Annotated in this window: 10 protein-coding genes; 5 read left to right on the top strand and 5 right to left on the bottom strand. The window is 62.4% G+C overall.

The window, feature by feature from the left end; genetic code table 11:
* Window positions 1-15 precede the first annotated feature (15 nt).
* The 3 genes from OCA5_RS07110 to OCA5_RS07100 form a co-directional block, all read right to left on the bottom strand.
* Entirely contained in the window at window positions 16-3,138 is a 3,123-nt protein-coding gene (locus tag OCA5_RS07110; RefSeq protein ID WP_041559657.1) for an efflux RND transporter permease subunit, read from the bottom strand.
* Between the two features lie 129 nt (window positions 3,139-3,267).
* Window positions 3,268-4,491, bottom strand: coding sequence for an efflux RND transporter periplasmic adaptor subunit (locus OCA5_RS07105; protein ID WP_193372378.1), 1,224 nt, complete (start codon window positions 4,489-4,491; stop codon window positions 3,268-3,270).
* A gap of 404 nt (window positions 4,492-4,895) precedes the next feature.
* Window positions 4,896-6,071, bottom strand: a complete 1,176-nt coding sequence (locus OCA5_RS07100) for a M20 aminoacylase family protein (protein ID WP_012563797.1) — start codon at window positions 6,069-6,071, stop codon at window positions 4,896-4,898.
* A 127-nt stretch (window positions 6,072-6,198) separates the two neighbouring features.
* Between OCA5_RS07100 and OCA5_RS07095 the strand changes: the two genes are divergently transcribed.
* Window positions 6,199-7,818 (top strand): GMC family oxidoreductase, encoded by a 1,620-nt coding sequence (locus tag OCA5_RS07095; RefSeq protein ID WP_012563798.1) that lies wholly within the window; start codon window positions 6,199-6,201, stop codon window positions 7,816-7,818.
* A 195-nt stretch (window positions 7,819-8,013) separates the two neighbouring features.
* Window positions 8,014-8,250: a hypothetical protein gene (locus tag OCA5_RS07090; RefSeq protein WP_012563799.1), complete on the top strand. Its 237-nt coding sequence runs from the start codon at window positions 8,014-8,016 to the stop codon at window positions 8,248-8,250.
* A 207-nt stretch (window positions 8,251-8,457) separates the two neighbouring features.
* On the opposite strand, the gene OCA5_RS07085 is transcribed toward OCA5_RS07090, so the two are convergent.
* Complete coding sequence (locus tag OCA5_RS07085) at window positions 8,458-9,849, bottom strand: aspartate aminotransferase family protein (protein ID WP_012563800.1); 1,392 nt, start codon at window positions 9,847-9,849, stop codon at window positions 8,458-8,460.
* A 123-nt stretch (window positions 9,850-9,972) separates the two neighbouring features.
* On the opposite strand from OCA5_RS07085, the gene OCA5_RS07080 reads away from it, so the two are divergent.
* Window positions 9,973-10,608 carry a DUF2147 domain-containing protein gene (locus tag OCA5_RS07080; protein WP_012563801.1) on the top strand — a complete coding sequence of 212 codons (636 nt, stop codon included), beginning with the start codon at window positions 9,973-9,975 and terminating at the stop codon, window positions 10,606-10,608.
* Here OCA5_RS07080 and hpnN read toward each other — a convergent pair.
* A complete protein-coding gene (gene hpnN, locus OCA5_RS07075; protein WP_012563802.1) occupies window positions 10,564-13,164 on the bottom strand; it encodes a hopanoid transporter HpnN in 2,601 nt (866 codons plus the stop codon). The two genes, OCA5_RS07080 and hpnN, sit on opposite strands and share 45 nt — an antisense overlap.
* 212 nt (window positions 13,165-13,376) lie before the next feature.
* On the opposite strand from hpnN, the gene dxs reads away from it, so the two are divergent.
* Together dxs and ispH are read left to right on the top strand one after the other, a co-directional pair.
* On the top strand, window positions 13,377-15,293 hold the full coding sequence (gene dxs / locus OCA5_RS07070) for a 1-deoxy-D-xylulose-5-phosphate synthase (protein WP_012563803.1): 1,917 nt from the start codon (window positions 13,377-13,379) through the stop codon (window positions 15,291-15,293).
* Window positions 15,286-16,254: a 4-hydroxy-3-methylbut-2-enyl diphosphate reductase gene (gene ispH, locus OCA5_RS07065; protein WP_012563804.1), complete on the top strand. Its 969-nt coding sequence runs from the start codon at window positions 15,286-15,288 to the stop codon at window positions 16,252-16,254. The genes dxs and ispH overlap by 8 nt, the downstream gene beginning before the upstream one ends.
* Window positions 16,255-16,261: the final 7 nt, after the last annotated feature.

The raw sequence follows: 16,261 nt of genomic DNA, 5'->3' as shown, positions 1-16,261 counted from the left end.
TCGTGAGCGTCTGTCCTACCGGCCGTGCCGCGAGAAGGTCAGGATCAGCACCGGCAGCGTGACGAGGATCACGAACGGCGCAACCGCCATGCCCGACACCACGACGAGCGCGAGCGGCTTCTGCACCTGCGAGCCAATGCCGGTCGAGATCGCCGCCGGCAACAGGCCGATGCCGGCGACGGCGCACGTCATCAGCACCGGGCGCATCTGCAATTCGCCAGTGCGGATCACCGCCTTGACGCGGTCGAGCCCCTCGTCGATCAACTGATTGTATTGCGACAGCATGATGATGCCGTCCATCACGGCAACACCGAACAGCGCGATGAAGCCGATCGCCGCCGACACGCTGAACGGCACCCCGCTTAACAGAAGTCCGAGCACGCCGCCCAGCACCGCCATCGGGATCACGCTCATCGCAAGCAGCGTGTCGGTGACCGAACCGAAATTGAACCACAGCAGCACGGCAATCAGCGCGAGGCTGATCGGCACCACGACCGACAGCCGCTTGATCGCGTCCTGCAGGTTGCCGAACTCGCCGACCCACTCCGCCCGCGTGCCGGATGGCAGATGGACCTCCTCCGCGACCTTCTGCTGCGCTTCGCGGATGGCACTGCCGAGGTCGCGCTCACGCACCGAGAACTTGATCGGCAAATAGCGCTGCTGCTGCTCGCGATAAATATAGGCCGCACCGGAGACGAGCTTGATGGTCGCGACTTCGCTCAGCGGGATTTGCGTCACGCTGCCGTTCGCGCCCTGCACACCGATACGCAGATTCTGGATGCTCTCGGCGCTCTTGCGGTATTCCGGCGCAAGGCGAACGATGATCGGGAAATGACGATCGCTGCCGGGCTCGTACAATTCGCCCGCGGATTCGCCGCCTATCGCCACACGGATCGTCGCATTGATGTCGCCGGGCGACAGGCCGTAGCGCGCAGCGCGGATGCGATCGATATCGATGCGGATGGTCGGCTGGCCGAGCGAGGTGAACACCGACAGATCGGTGACGCCGCGCACCGTCGCCAGCACGGACTTGATCTTGTTCGCCGTCTCGGTGAGCTCGACCAGATCGTTGCCGTAGAGCTTGATCGAGTTTTCGCCCTTCACGCCGGACACGGCTTCGGCAACGTTGTCCTGCAGATATTGCGAGAAGTTGAACTCGACGCCGGGGAATTTCGCCTGCAGGTCCTTCAGGATTTCGGCGGTGACATCATCCTTGTCGTGCGAGTTCGGCCACTGCTTCACGGGCTTCAGCGGCGCAAAGAATTCCGCATTGAAGAAGCCCGCAGCATCCGTGCCGTCGTCGGGGCGGCCATGCTGCGACACCACCGACTGAACCTCGGGCCGCTCGGCAATCAGCCGCCGCATCTCGTTGACGTAGGTGTTGCCTGCCTCGAGCGAAATCGTCGACGGCAACGTCGCGCGAATCCAGAGGTTGCCCTCCTCGAGCTTCGGCAGGAATTCGAGGCCAAGCAGCCGCACCGCGAACAACGACAGGATGAACAGCATGCCGGCCGCCGCCATCACGGTCCGCGTATTCTTCACCGCCCATGCGAGCAGCGGCGCGTAGACCGCATGCAGCCACCGCACGATCCGGGTTTCGACTTCGCGGACATGCGCGGGCAGGATGATGGCGCTCAGCGCCGGCGTCACGGTGAAGGTCGCGAGCAGACCGCCGACCAGCGCGTAGGCATAGGTGCGCGCCATCGGGCCGAAGATGTTGCCCTCGACGCCGCTCAGCGTGAACAGCGGCAGGAATGCCGCGATGATGATCGCTGCTGCAAAGAAGATCGAACGCGACACGTCGGCGGCAGCGCTCAGCATCGCGTGCCCCTTCATGTCCATGACAGTGTCGGGCGAGATCGCCTTTTCTTCCGACGGCGACAACTCGGTGGTGTGCGACAGTCGTCGGAAGATCGCCTCGACCATGATGACGGTGCCGTCGACGATCAATCCGAAGTCGATCGCGCCGACCGACAGAAGATTCGCGGATTCCCCGCGTAAAACCAGAATGACGACCGCAAAGAACAGCGCGAACGGAATCGTCGCGCCGACGATCAGCGCGCTGCGCAGATCGCCGAGGAACAGCCACTGCAGCAGCACGATCAGCACAATGCCGAACACCATGTTGTGCAGAACGGTGGCCGTCGTGGTGTCGATCAGGTCCTTGCGGTCGTAGATGCGCTCGATCCGCACGCCGGGCGGCAACACGCCCGAATTATTGATCTGCTCGACCGCTTCGCCGACACGCGCAATCGTTGGCGAACTCTTTTCGCCGCGCCGCATCAGCACGATGCCTTGCACAATATCGTCGTCATTGTTCATGCCGGCGATGCCAAGCCGCGGCTTCCAGCCGATCTCGACCTTGGCAACGTCCTTGACGAGGATGGGGGTGCCGCCGCTCTGGGTGATCATCGTGTTGGCGATGTCTTCCACACTGCGGATCGCGCCCACGCCGCGCACCACGGCCGACTGCGTTCCGATCTCGACCGTGCTGCCGCCGACATTGACGTTGGCATTGCCCACGGCCTGCAGAAGCTGCGGCAGCGACAGGCCCGCCGCGGCGAGCTTGTTGAAATCGACCTGCAGTTCATAAGTCTTGGTCTTGCCGCCCCACCCCGTCACGTCGATCACGCCGGGCACCGAGCGGAAGCGGCGCTGCAGCACCCAATCCTGCAAGGTCTTGAGATCGACGACGCTGTAGTTCGGCGGCCCGACAAGACGATAGCGGTAGATTTCGCCGATCGGGCTAAGCGGCGAGATCTGCGGCTGCGCCCCGCCCGGCAATGGCGGCAGTTGCGACAACCGGTTCAGCACCTGCTGCAGCGCTTCATCGTAAGTGTAGTCGAATGAGAACTGCAGTTTGACGTCGGAGAGACCGTAGAGCGAGATCGTGCGGATGGTCCGCAGGTTCTTGATGCCTGCGACCTGCGTCTCGATCGGAATCGTGATGTAGCGCTCGATCTCCTCCGCCGACATGCCCGCACTCTGGGTCACGATGTCGACCATCGGCGCCGTCGGGTCGGGATAGGCTTCGATATTGAGCTTCTCGAACGCGATAACGCCGCCGATGACCATCGCGGCAAACAGGCCGAGAATGACGAAGCGACGATGGACGGCAAAGGCAACCAGACGGTCGATCAAATCAGGCCCTCTGGATCAAGGGCTGTCGCGCCGCGATGCCGCACATAGGAATCCGGCATGCCGTAACACCCGCGGCGTTCTCGCTTCGCCGTCCGCCACGGCACCGGCTTGCGATTTCTGCCATCTCTAGCTGCCGGACGCCGCGCGATCGATGAACAGCCCGCCTTTGACGACGACCTGCTCACCGGAAAAGAGCTTGTCCTTCACCTCGACGAAATCGCCGTTGGAAAGGCCGGTCTGCACCGTGCGCAGCTCGATGGTGTGGTCGTCGTGAGCGACCCAAAGCCGGACGCGGTCCGCCTCATAGATCAGCGCCTGCCGGGGCACGGCAACGGAAGAGTGATCGCCCGGCGAATAGATCGTGACGTTCGCGAACATCTCCGGCTTCAGGCTGCGATCGGCATTGTCGATCGTCGCGCGAATGGTGAGCCGCCGCGTGACCGGATCGATCGCGGTGGCGACGTAATCGATGCGGGCATTCCGCTCGCGTCCGGGCGAGGCGAGCACGGTGAAGGAGATATCCTGCCCCACCGCGATCTCGTCCGCATCGGCTTCGCGGACATAGCCCGTCAGCCACACGGTGGAGAGGTCACCGATCACAAAGACCGGATCGGTCGCGCCCGCGCTGATGTACTGGCCAGGGCCGACCTTGCGCTGAACCACGGTGCCCGCAATCGGCGAGACCACCGTCACCTCGGGATTGATGCGGCCCTTGTCCTGGAACGAGGTGATCGCCTCCTCGCTGAGGCCGAGAATACGCAGGCGATTACGCGACGCTTCAAGCGCGGTCTGCGCCGAGCGCATATCGTTTTCCGCCTGGATCAACGTGGCCTGCGCGGACTGATAATCCTTGAGCGGGATCGCTTTGCCGTCGAACAATTCCTTGGCGCGCTTGCCCTGCGTCTGCGCAAGGTCGAGCGCGGACTGCGCCTTGTTCGAAGCCGTCAGCGCCGCGATGAAATCGTTCTGCGATTGCACGGTATCGGCCGCTTCGAGAACGAACAGCGGCTGGCCTTGCGCAACCTGCTCGCCGGGGCGCACCAGAAGTTTGGTCACACGCCCGGTATAGGGCGAGAACACCTGCGTCGAGCGATCCTCGTCGATCGAGATCTTGCCCTCGGTGACATGCTCGGCACGGAACACGCGGTCGGTGACCGGCGCGATCGTGAGGGTCGCCCACTCGAGCGACGTCGGCTTGTAATGCGTGGGGTCCTGCACCGCCTTGCTCGAGATGTCGGACATCTGAGGGCGGCTCGTCGTGTACTGGTAGGCGCTATAAGCGGCGCCCGCGACGGCGAGCACACCGAAAAGGCTCAGCACGGCGCGTTTGCGACCAAACTGGTCGGCCATCACCTTCAAGGAAGACATCGTCTTCGAGGGAGACATGTGGTCCGGCACGCAAACGATCCCATGAAAAGAAGAGCTACATTGCTCGTATCATGACAAACTTGGAGAAATAACGACAACCTCAACTGTGCAGTCTGCACGACAAAGCGCCACGGCCAAGTCTTAACGTTAAACCCCCGCTCGCGCGGTGGCTGACCTGCGACCTTCTGACCAATCTTTAGGGCGGCTTTTGGTCGCCCGACAATCCAAAACATCGTGCGGAAGGTCGATTCCGCACACTTCTTCGATTATGTGTTAATTCCGCTGCAGGAACGGGTCCCCGGAGCTTCCCTACACGGTCCGGCAGGATGGCTGCAGCCACTGGCGACAACCCGCCGGAAGGCTCACAAAACGCGTTTTCCTGCTTTTCAGCCCGCAAGCTGGGTTTCGACCAGCCGCACCCAGTAGGACGTTCCAAAGACGATGGCCTCGTCGTTGAAGTCATAGGCCGGGTGGTGCCAGCCTGCGGTGTCGCCATTGCCGAGGAAGATGAACGCTCCCGGCCGCGCCTCCAGCATGTAGGCGAAATCCTCCGCGCCCATCAGCGGCGGGAAATCGGTGCTGACGCGCCCCTGCCCGGCCACCTCGCCCGCCACCCGCGCGGCAACGTCGGTCTGGGCCGGATGGTTCACGAGAACGGGATAGCCGCGCCGGTAGCTGAGGTCGATCTTCGTTCCGCTCTGGGTGGCAACGCCGGCCACGACCTCCCGCACCCGCGACTCCACGAGATCGCGCATCGGGGCTGTCAGCGTGCGGACGGTACCAGCAAGGCTCGCCGTCTGCGGAATGACGTTGCGCGCCTCACCCGCCCTGAACTGGCAGATCGAGATCACCGCCGGATCGAGCGGATCGGCGGCACGCGAGACGATCGACTGCAGCGCCACCATAAGCTGCGCTCCCGCCAAAACCGGATCGACCGCTTTGTGAGGCGCGGCGGCGTGACCGCCGACCCCTTCGATTTCAATATCGACATGGTCGGTCGAGGCCATCGCAGGCCCGGCGCGCAGCGCAAACGAGCCGACCGCCATGCCGGGCGCATTGTGCATGCCGTAGACTTCGTCGATGCCGAATTTCTCCACCAGCCCGTCGTCGAGCATCGCGGCCGCGCCAGCACCGCCTTCCTCCGCGGGCTGGAAGATCAGCACGGCATCGCCGGCAAAATTGCGCGTCTCGGCGAGATAGCGCGCCGCGCCGAGCAGCATCGCAGTGTGGCCATCATGGCCGCAGGCATGCATCCGGCCGGGCACGGTCGAGCGATACTCTGCGCCGGTCTCCTCCTCGATCGGCAGCGCGTCCATATCCGCGCGCAGTGCGACGACCTTGAGCCCGCCCTCACCCGCGGGCTTGCGGCCCCTGATGCGTCCCACGACACCAGTGCGCCCGAGGCCGGTCACGACCTCATCGCAGCCGAACGCACGCAATTTCTCCGCGACGAACGCCGCCGTGCGATGCACCTCGTACATCAGCTCGGGGTGTGCGTGCAGCTCGTGCCGCCAAGCGGCGATATCGGGCTGGAATTCGGAGATGCGATTGACGATCGGCATACGGCGAGCCTGCATTGAGTGCGATGCACAAAACTAACATGCCCGCCTGTCTCGCTCAAAGTGCAATGGCGGACGGTGCGCATGCGCGTTAAGACAACTCATACTTGAATATCCGAAAGCTCCCAACATGCCGAACCGTCTTGAAGGTGACTATGACTATATTGTCGTCGGCGCCGGCACTGCCGGCTGCATCGTTTCCAACCGATTGTCAGCCAATCCCAAGAATCGCGTGCTGACGCTCGAAGCCGGTGGCCTCGACAACTGGATCTGGTTTCACATTCCGGTCGGTTATCTGTTCGCGATCGGCAATCCGCGCTCGGACTGGATGTTTCGCACCGAGCCTGAACCCGGCCTCAACGGCCGCTCGCTGCATTATCCCCGCGGCAAGGTGATCGGCGGCTGCTCGGCGATCAATGCCATGGTGTCCATGCGCGGACAGGCGGCCGATTACGACCATTGGCGCCAGCTCGGCCTCGACGGCTGGGGCTGGGACGACGTGCTGAAATCGTTCAAGTCGCTGGAAGACCATTATCTCGGCGCGACCGAGTATCACGGCGCGGGCGGCGGCTGGCGAATCGAACCGCCGCGCATTTCGTGGGACGTGCTCGACGCCATCGCCAACGCAGCCGAGCAGATGGGCATCCGCAAGATTCCCGACTTCAACACTGGCGACAATGAAGGCTCGAGCTACTTTCAGGTCAATCAGCATCGCGGCCGGCGCTGGTCATCGGCGCGCGGCTTCCTCAAGCCGGCGTTGAAGCGGCCAAACCTGCGGCTTGAGACGGGCGTCCTCGTCGACAAGCTCATTATCGAGAACGGCCGCGCGGTCGGCGTGCGGTTCAGCCGCGGCACCGAGACTTTCGAGGCGCGCGCCAAGGGCGAAGTGATCCTGACTTCCGGCTCGATCGGCTCCGTTCAGGTCCTGCATCGCTCTGGCATCGGACCGCGGGAATGGCTCGAACCACTCGGCATTACTCCGATCCTCGACCGTCAGGGCGTGGGACGAAATCTGCAGGACCATCTGCAGCAGCGCGCGATCTTCAAGGTGTCCGGCATCAAGACGCTCAACGAGATTTATGCCTCGCTCATGCAGCGCGCCTGGATGGGGATCGACTATGCGCTGCGCCGGCGCGGGCCGCTCACCATGGCGCCCTCGCAACTCGGCATCTTCACGCGCTCCAGCCCCGACCATGAGCGCGCCAACATCCAGTTTCACGCTCAACCGCTGTCGCTCGACAAGTTCGGCGATCCGCTGCACGACTTTCCCGCCATCACGCTCAGTGCCTGCAACCTGCGGCCGACCTCGCGCGGCGAAGTGAAGCTGCGTTCCGCCGCACCAGACGACAAGCCAATCATCGCGCCGCATTACCTCACGACCGACGAGGACCGCAGGGTTGCAGCCGATGCGATCCGCGTCACGCGCAAGATCATGCAGCAGCCGGCGATGGCGCCCTACAAGCCCGAGGAATATCTCCCCGGCCCCGCCGTCAGCGACGACGACGAGGCGCTTGCCAAGGCAGCGGGCGATATCGGCACCACGATTTTCCATCCGGTTGGAACCGCGAAGATGGGCCTTCCCAATGATCCCTTCGCGGTGGTCGATGCGCGGCTGCGGTTTTATGGAATCGAGCGATTGCGCGTCATCGACGCTTCGGTAATGCCGACCATCACCTCGGGGAACACCAATACGCCGACCGCCATGATTGCGGAAAAAGGCTCCTCTTTCGTGCTCGCAGATAATCGTTAGGCGCGACAATCGTCGCATGGCAGCGGCACGATTGCTGCCACATTTGATCCGCACAAGGACGAAATATTCCCGGTGCGGGGCTGCACGCCCGCACGGAATCCGGCAGGCGCGAACGGCATTTTTCGCTTGTCACCGGCACCCAAGCCGTGCGGCATTACAGTGCGATTCGTGTCGCCATCAGATTGAAGGACGAAGATGATCAGAACACTTCTCGTTGCCGCATTGCTTGCGTCCTCGTCGGCCGCGGTTCTCGCCCAGGGACAGTCGCGCAGCGGCACCCCCGAGGAGCAGAAGGCTTGCGCAAAGGACGTCTCGCGCTACTGCCGCGCCGTGATGGACCAGTCGGACCTCGTAATCCTGTCCTGCCTGCAGCAGCATCGCCCCAAACTCAGCAAGGCGTGTGACGGCGTCCTCGTCAGCCACGGCCAGTAAGACAACTCCGGATCAACAAAAAGCCGCCGCATCGAGGATGCGGCGGCTTTTTGCCGTGCAGGTTTCTACGTCATTCCGGGGCGCGAGCAGCTTCGCGAGCGAACCCGGAATCTGGTGCTGCGAGTCCGCATCAATGTCGAGAAAGATTCCGGGTCTGGCCCCCTGCGGGGCCCATCCCGGAACGACGGTCTTAAACCGAGAAACGCATCACGCCGACTTCCGCACCGCGTTGTCCACCAGCGTCTTGCCGAGCGACCACACCGCTCCCGGCACGCGATGGCTCGCCGCGATCACCTCGTCGAGCGACGTCTCGATCCAGGTGCAATCTTCATCCGTGATGGTGAGCGGCGGCAGCATCTTCACCGTATGGCTCGCATGCCCCGCGACCTGCGTCAGGATCTTGTGATCCTTGAACAGCGGAATGGTGATGAGCTGGCAGAACAGCCCCTTGCTCGCCGTTTCCAGCAAATTCCACGATGCCTTGAGCGCCAGCGACTTCGGCGGCCCGAACTCGATGCCGACCATCAGGCCCTTGACGCGCACCTTTTTCAGAAGCTCGTAGCGCGGGATCATCGCGCTGATCGACGCATTGAGGCGGTTGCCGCAGTGCTCGGCATTCTCGATCAACTTCTCGGACTTCAGAACGTCGAGCGTCGCGATACCCGCCGCCATCGCAAGATCGTTCTTGGCAAAGGTCGAGCCGTGGACGACAGCACGGTCCATGCGATCGAAAATCTTGTCGAAGATCGCCTTGCGCGTCAGCACCGCACCGACCGGCACATGACCGCCCGAGAGCGACTTCGACAGCAGCACCATGTCGGGCTCAACATTCCAGTGCTCGACCGCGAGGAAGCGGCCGGTGCGTCCAAGGCCGCACTGGATTTCGTCGGCGACAAAGATCGTGCCGTACTTCTTGCAGAGCGCCGCAACGCCCGGCAGATAATCGTCGTCCGGAATATTGATGCCCTTGCCCTGGATCGGCTCGACAACGAAAGCCGCGACGTCGCGCGACGCCAGCGCCTGCTCCAGTGCGGCGAGATCGTTGAAGGGAATGACCGAGCAATCGGGCAGCAGCGGGCCGAAGCCGCCGCGGAAATTCGCATCGTCAGTGAGCGACAGCGAGCCGTAGCTGAGGCCGTGGTAGCCGTGGTCGCAATAGACGATCTTGGTCCGTCCGGTCGCGCCGCGGGCGAACTTGATCGACGCCTCGACGCATTCGGTCCCGGAATTGGCGAAAAACACCTTATCGAGGTAGGGCACATGCGCAATCAGGCGTTCCGCCAGCACACCTGCCAGCGTCGAAATATCGAGCTGGACGAGGTTCGCATACTCGCTGTCGAGCACGCTTTTCAGAGCGTCGCGAATCACGGGATGGTTGCGGCCGAGCGCAAACACGCCAAACCCGCTCAAAAGGTCGAGATAACGGACATTATCGCGATCGAACAGGTATTGGCCCTGCCCGCGCTGGAACCCGACGTCGTAACCAATCGTTTTAAGAACCCGGACGAGCTGTTCGTTCAGGTATCTCGTATGCAGCGCGCCGCGCTGAAACTGGCGGTCGGCGACTATCTCGGAAATGTCTAGATTTGCTTTCACCATGCAGTACATACGTCGTCTGACAGGCTGTTCGTCAACCGAAAAAAGCGCGACCGCCTGTCACCGGCCGGTGGAACATCCTGGAAAAATGCGATTTACTTTCGCAAGCAGCTTACGCGAGGGTTCATGCGGAAATTAGCTTGTTCGGCGATCGTCTTGCTCGGCACACTTGGCCTCGGCACGCTTGGTGCGGCTCATGCCGCCGAAATCCCCGGCGAATGGCGGGTGGAGGAAGGTGTGGCCACGATCCGCATTGCCAATTGCAACAACCGTCTCTGGGGGGTGGTCGCCTCGGAAAAGACACCGGGCGGCCTCGACAGCAAGAATCCCGACAAGGCCAAAAAGAACCGGCCGACGCTCGGTATGCCTGTCCTCCTCAACATGAAGATGGACGAGGATGAAAAGGGCAAGTGGGACGGCGAGATCTATAACGCCAAGAACGGCAAGACCTACGAAGCCTCGATCAAGCTTGCCTCCCCCAACAAGCTGAAGGTGGAAGGCTGCGTACTCGGTATCCTGTGCGGCGGAGAGACCTGGACACGCGTCCTTGAACCAGCGCCGGCTCCGATGGCCGCCAACCCGACGCCGGGCATACATCCCGGCGCCAAGGCGCCGCCGGCCACCGGCTCAGTTCCTCCGCGCACCATCGGGCAGAAAGCTCCGCCCGCAGGTGCTGCGGCGCCGGGCGCTACCGCCGCAGCGCCTCAGGACCCCGCCTCAGACATCTGTCTTCTCCCCGACATCGCGCGGGCGACCCATTAACGCGGGCTGAAACAGCACCGCAGCGGCGAGCGTCGTCACGAGCGACAGCGCCATCAGCTTACCCATGCTCGACGTACCGGGATGGCTCGACAGCCACAGGCTGCCGAACGCCGTCGCGGTCGTCATCGCGCTAAAAAAGATCGCGCGCGTCAGGCTCGATTGCAGCAGGTCGACCTGCCCTGCCCGCCATGCGGTGATGTAATAGATCTTGAACGCAACGCCGACACCGAGCAGAAGCGGCAGCGCGATGATGTTCGCGAAATTGAGCGGCAGTCCGATCAGGACACAGATCTCCAGCGTTACTACGCCCGCGAGGATGAGCGGCACCAGCGTCAGCAGCACGTCGCTGAACCTGCGCAGCACGATATAGAGCAGGATGCCGATCGACAGCAGCGCCCAGCCGCCGGCCTGAATGAAGGCCATGACGATGGTATCGCCCGATTCGAGAATCGAGATCGGCCCACCAACGGCCAGCGGCTCGATCTTCTGAACGGCAGCGGCAAACTTGCGCAGCGTGTCGTTGTCGTTGGGGTCGCCCTTCGGCAACGCCTCGACGCGGGCACGGCCGTCCGGCGTCATCCACTCGCTGACGATCTCCGGCGGCAGGTTCTTCAGCGTGATCGGCTGCGCCTTCAACGAATTGCGGACCTGCTCAACCAGCGTACGATAAGGCGACAGGAAGATCGTTTCGACCTTGTCGCGCACCTTTTTGTCGGACTGCGCGAGCCGCGTGAGATTTCCCGCAAGACGATTCGCCGCGGCCGCAACCTCGGGCGGTGACTTGCTTGCGGTGCGCTTCAGACTCGCGGCGGCATCGGTCAGCGCCGCAACATTGTCGAAGTCCTCCGCGGGGCTTCCCGGCTGCGACTTGAAGATTGGATCGAGCGCCCCGGCGGCACGGCGGATCAGGCCGAGCTTCGCCTGCTGGTCGTCCGGCACGAAGCTCTCGATCGTCGTGGTGCGCGAGACCTCCGGCAACTTGGCAAGGCGCTCCTGCGCCTCCTTTGCCGCCGCCAGCGACGGCGCCAGCAGGTCGACCGCGTTGCTCGCCGTGGTCGGATCGCGACGCAGATCGAGATAGGTCGCAATCGACTCGACCTTCGGGCTGCGCAGGTTCATCGGGTTGAAGTCGAAGTGCAGGAAATACAGGAGCGGCAGGCCGAGAACCGCAATGCCGAGCGTGCCGACAACAATGCCGACGCGGTGATCGTCGAGGAATTTGTCGACCGGTGCGAGGAAGGCATAGCCCACCGGCTCCTTTTCGCCGGCCGGATTGAGGATCTTCAACAGCGCGGGCAGCACCGTGACCGCCATGAAGAACGCAATCAGCATGCCGGCGCCGGCGATCTTGCCGAGTTCGGACACGCCCTCGTAGCTCGTCGGCAGGAACGACAGGAATCCTGCCGCCGTCGCCGCAGCCGCAAGCGTAAGAGGCACGGCCGCGTGCTTCGCTGCCGACTCGAGCGCTTCCTGCAGGTCGGGAATTTCGTAGCGATCAGCGCGATAGCGGACGCTGAACTGAATGCCGAAATCGACACCAAGTCCGACGAACAGAACGAAGAACGCGATCGATATCAGGTTGAACGAATTCGCGAGTAACAGCGCCACCGCAGTCGTGACCGACAGGCCGATAAAGAGCGTCACCAGCACCGCGATAATGATCCGTGGCGAATGCAGCGCAAGCCACAGGATGAAGATCACGATCAGAATGGTAATGGTCGCGTTGAGGAAGGCACCCTCCTGCACCGTGCCGAATTCCTCATCGGCTATCGGAACGGGGCCGGTCAGGCGCACGCGGGCATGGAAATCATGGTCGAAAGACAGGTCACGCGCCGCCTGACGGATGGCGTCGGTCGCGACTCTGCCGGGCTCCAGCGCCTGATAGTCAAGAATCGGCTGGATCAGGATGAGGGAACGCAGGTCGGAGGCGGTCAGCGGTTCGCTGCTCGTCATCTTGCGCCAGGAGAAGGTCCCGTCGCCGGTCGCGAAGATTTGTTCGAGGCTGTCGGAGACAATGTTCAGGGGCCGCGTCAGCGATTCGCGTGGAAGCTTCCCGCGCTCGGCGCCCTGCAGCCCGGTCTGCAACACGCCGGTGAGGCCGCGGATGCTCGGGTCATCATGCAGAATGTCGAAAAACGGCTGTGCCGCCGCGTATTGTCCGGTGATCTTGCCGACTTCCTCGGTCGGCAGAAACAGAAGGCCGTTGGTCTCGAAGAACGGGGTATTGGCCGGGCGCATCACCGACTTGAACTTGTCGGTCTGCGGAGTGAGTTTCTTTTCGAGCGCGGCACTCGCCTGGGTTGCAAGTTCGGGGGTCGCCGCCTCCACAACGGCGAGAATCAGCTCGTTTCGGCCGGGAAATGCCTTTTCATAGGCGATTTCGCGCTGCCGCCAGTCCAGATGCTCGGAAATCAGCTTGTTAACGTCGGTCGAGATCGCAAAATTTTGCGCCGCATATAAACCGGAGACTGCCGCCAAAATAACGCCAAGAATGACGGTAAGCCATGCGTAGCGCGTGCATGTCTTCACCAGAGAGACAATTATCCTTGTCAGCACGGGTTTTCTTTCTATCTGAAACGATCAAATCGTGGGATTGCGCGTTTTAAAAAGGTCAGCCGGTTAACTCTGACCTGTTGGATAGGTGCCCTTAGGGCACACAATAGTGGCATAAGGCGGAAAGTTGCTGAGAACTACTGCTTAATAGCTGCCATAATGATACACTCGCTCGCCGTTCCTGTCTTGTTCTTGTACGTTCGGACCCCCCTCTTATGACCTCATCCACCCCGCTGCTCGACCAGATCAACTGTCCCTCCGATTTGCGCAAGCTCAAAGAAAGTGAGCTCACTCAGCTCGCCCAGGAGCTGCGCGCGGAAACCATCAACACAGTGGCGGTAACCGGAGGCCATCTCGGTTCAGGCTTGGGCGTGGTGGAACTCACTGTTGCGTTACATCATGTTTTTAATACGCCCGACGATCGCATCATCTGGGACGTCGGCCATCAGGCTTATCCTCACAAGATTCTGACTAGTCGACGTGACCGGATTCGGACGCTTCGGCAAGGTGGCGGTTTGTCCGGTTTCACCAAGCGCGCCGAAAGCGAATACGATTGCTTCGGCACCGCGCACTCCTCGACATCGATCTCCGCTGGCCTTGGCATGGCGGTTGCGCGCGACCTCGCCGGCGAAAATCGCAGCGTGGTTGCGGTGATCGGCGATGGCGCGATGTCGGCAGGCATGGCCTATGAGGCAATGAACAATGCGGGTGCGATGGATTCGCGCCTCATCGTTATTCTGAACGACAACGAGATGTCGATCGCCCCGCCGGTCGGCGCAATGTCGTCGTATCTGACGCGTCTCACCTCCAGCAACGCCTACCGCTCGCTGCGTGAGATCGGCAAGCAAGTGGCGCGGCGGCTACCGAAATTCATGGAAAAGGGTGCGCAGCGCGCGGAAGAATATGCCCGCGGCATGATCTCCGGCGGCACTCTCTTTGAAGAGCTCGGCTTCTATTATGTCGGCCCGATCGATGGCCATAACCTCGATCAGTTGCTGCCGGTCCTGAAAAACGTGCGCGACTCCAAGGTCGGGCCAACGCTCGTCCACGTCGTGACGCAGAAGGGCAAAGGCTACAGCCACGCCGAAACCGCCAAGGACAAATATCACGGCGTCGTCAAATTCGATGTCGCAACCGGCAAGCAGAACAAAGCGAAGGCGAACGCGCCGTCTTATACGAGCGTGTTCGGCAGCACCCTCGCCCGGCTTGCCGAAACTGATGACAAGATCGTCGGCATCACTGCCGCAATGCCGTCCGGCACCGGCATCGACCTGTTCCAGAAGGTCCACCCCGAACGCACGTTCGATGTCGGCATCGCCGAGCAACACGCGGTGACGTTCGCCGCGGGTCTCGCCACCGAAGGCATGAAGCCGTTCGTCGCGCTCTATTCGACGTTCCTGCAGCGCGCCTACGATCAGGTCGTCCATGACGTCGCGATCCAGAGGCTGCCGGTTCGCTTCGTGATCGACCGCGCTGGTCTCGTCGGCGCCGACGGCCCGACCCACGCCGGTTCTTTCGATATCGCCTATCTCGGCTGTCTGCCCGACATGGTCATCATGGCGGCGGCGGATGAAGCCGAACTCGTTCACATGGTCGCGACCGCGGCTGCGATCAACGACCGTCCGTCCGCCTTCCGCTTCCCGCGTGGCGATGGTGTCGGCATCGATCTTCCCACCGAGCCCACGCCACTCGAAATCGGCAAGGGCCGCATCGTGCGTGAGGGCTCGTCGGTTGCGATCCTCTCGCTCGGCACACGGCTTGCGGAATCGTTGAAGGCTGCGGACATCCTGAAGTCGCATGGCCTCACCACCACGGTTGCCGATGCGCGCTTCGCAAAGCCTCTCGACACCGATCTTGTGCTGAAACTCGCACACGAGCATGAAGTGCTGATCACGATCGAGGAAGGTTCGATCGGCGGCTTCGGCGCCCACGTCCTGCACCTCCTCGCCGAGCACGGCGTGCTCGACAAGGGCCTGAAGGTGCGTTCGATGGTGCTGCCCGACGTGTTCATCGATCAGGACAGCCCTGCCGCCATGTACGCCAAGGCCGGACTCGATGCCAAAGGCATCGTCACGCGTGTGTTCGAGGCGCTCGGCCGGGAAAACGAAATCGACGCGGTGCAGCTTGCTTAACAGAGCCCCAATTCAAGTTCTGCTGGCACAACCGCGCGGCTTCTGCGCGGGCGTCGTTCGTGCGATCGAAATCGTCGAACGCGCGCTCGAGCAATATGGCCCGCCGGTCTACGTCCGCCATGAGATCGTCCATAACAAGTATGTGGTCGAAAGCCTCAAGGCCAAGGGCGCGGTGTTCGTGGAGGATGTCCACGAGGTACCGGACAATGCCATCACGGTGTTCAGCGCTCATGGCGTTGCGAAGAGCGTCGAGCAGGAAGCGGCGTCCCGTAACCTGCCGGTGCTTGATGCCACCTGCCCGCTCGTCTCCAAGGTCCACAATCAGGGCAAGCGCTACGTCGGCAAGGGCCGCCGCCTGGTTCTGATCGGCCATGACGGCCACCCGGAGGTTGTCGGGACCATGGGTCAGGTGCCGGGCCCGGTGACGCTCGTGCAGAGCGTCGAGGACGTCGCCCGTCTCGACATCCCGACCGATGCGCCGGTCGCCTACATTACCCAGACTACGCTCAGCGTCGACGACACCAAGGACATCATCGCGGCGCTCGCAGCCCGATTCCCCGATCTTGAGGGGCCCGATACCCGCGATATCTGCTATGCTACACAGAATCGTCAGTCTTCGGTCCGCGACCTCAGCAAGCATGCCGACCTGATACTTGTTGTCGGCGCGACCAACAGTTCCAACTCCAATCGTTTGCGTGAAATCGGCGCCGAGGTCGGTGTCCCGAGCTATCTGATTGCCGATGGCAGCCAGCTCAATCCGGACTGGCTCCATGGCGTCAAAACGGTTGGAATCACCGCCGGGGCCTCTGCTCCGGAAGTTCTCGTCGATGACGTGATCGACGCCCTACGCCGCATCGTCCCGGTTACCGTGGATGTGCTGCCGGGGCGCGAGGAAAACATCGAGTTCAAACTGCCCCCTGAGCTGACATCGGTCAGAGTCAGAGCCGGGGCAGAGCTCTAATCGGAAA

It is taken from the genome of Afipia carboxidovorans OM5, from assembly GCF_000218565.1.
In the GTDB taxonomy this organism is placed as follows: domain Bacteria; phylum Pseudomonadota; class Alphaproteobacteria; order Rhizobiales; family Xanthobacteraceae; genus Afipia; species Afipia carboxidovorans.
This window is presented reverse-complemented; position numbering and strand designations above follow the sequence as displayed.

Bases quoted from the DNA above. Each gene is read 5' to 3' on its own strand.
- OCA5_RS07105 (WP_193372378.1), bottom strand. From the start codon at position 4,491: ATGGCCGACCAGTTTGGTCGCAAACGCGCCGTGCTGAGCCTTTTCGGT.
- OCA5_RS07100 (WP_012563797.1), bottom strand. From the start codon at position 6,071: ATGCCGATCGTCAATCGCATCTCCGAATTCCAGCCCGATATCGCCGCT.
- OCA5_RS07095 (WP_012563798.1), top strand. From the start codon at position 6,199: ATGCCGAACCGTCTTGAAGGTGACTATGACTATATTGTCGTCGGCGCC.
- OCA5_RS07090 (WP_012563799.1), top strand. From the start codon at position 8,014: ATGATCAGAACACTTCTCGTTGCCGCATTGCTTGCGTCCTCGTCGGCC.
- OCA5_RS07085 (WP_012563800.1), bottom strand. From the start codon at position 9,849: ATGGTGAAAGCAAATCTAGACATTTCCGAGATAGTCGCCGACCGCCAG.
- OCA5_RS07080 (WP_012563801.1), top strand. From the start codon at position 9,973: ATGCGGAAATTAGCTTGTTCGGCGATCGTCTTGCTCGGCACACTTGGC.
- dxs (WP_012563803.1), top strand. From the start codon at position 13,377: ATGACCTCATCCACCCCGCTGCTCGACCAGATCAACTGTCCCTCCGAT.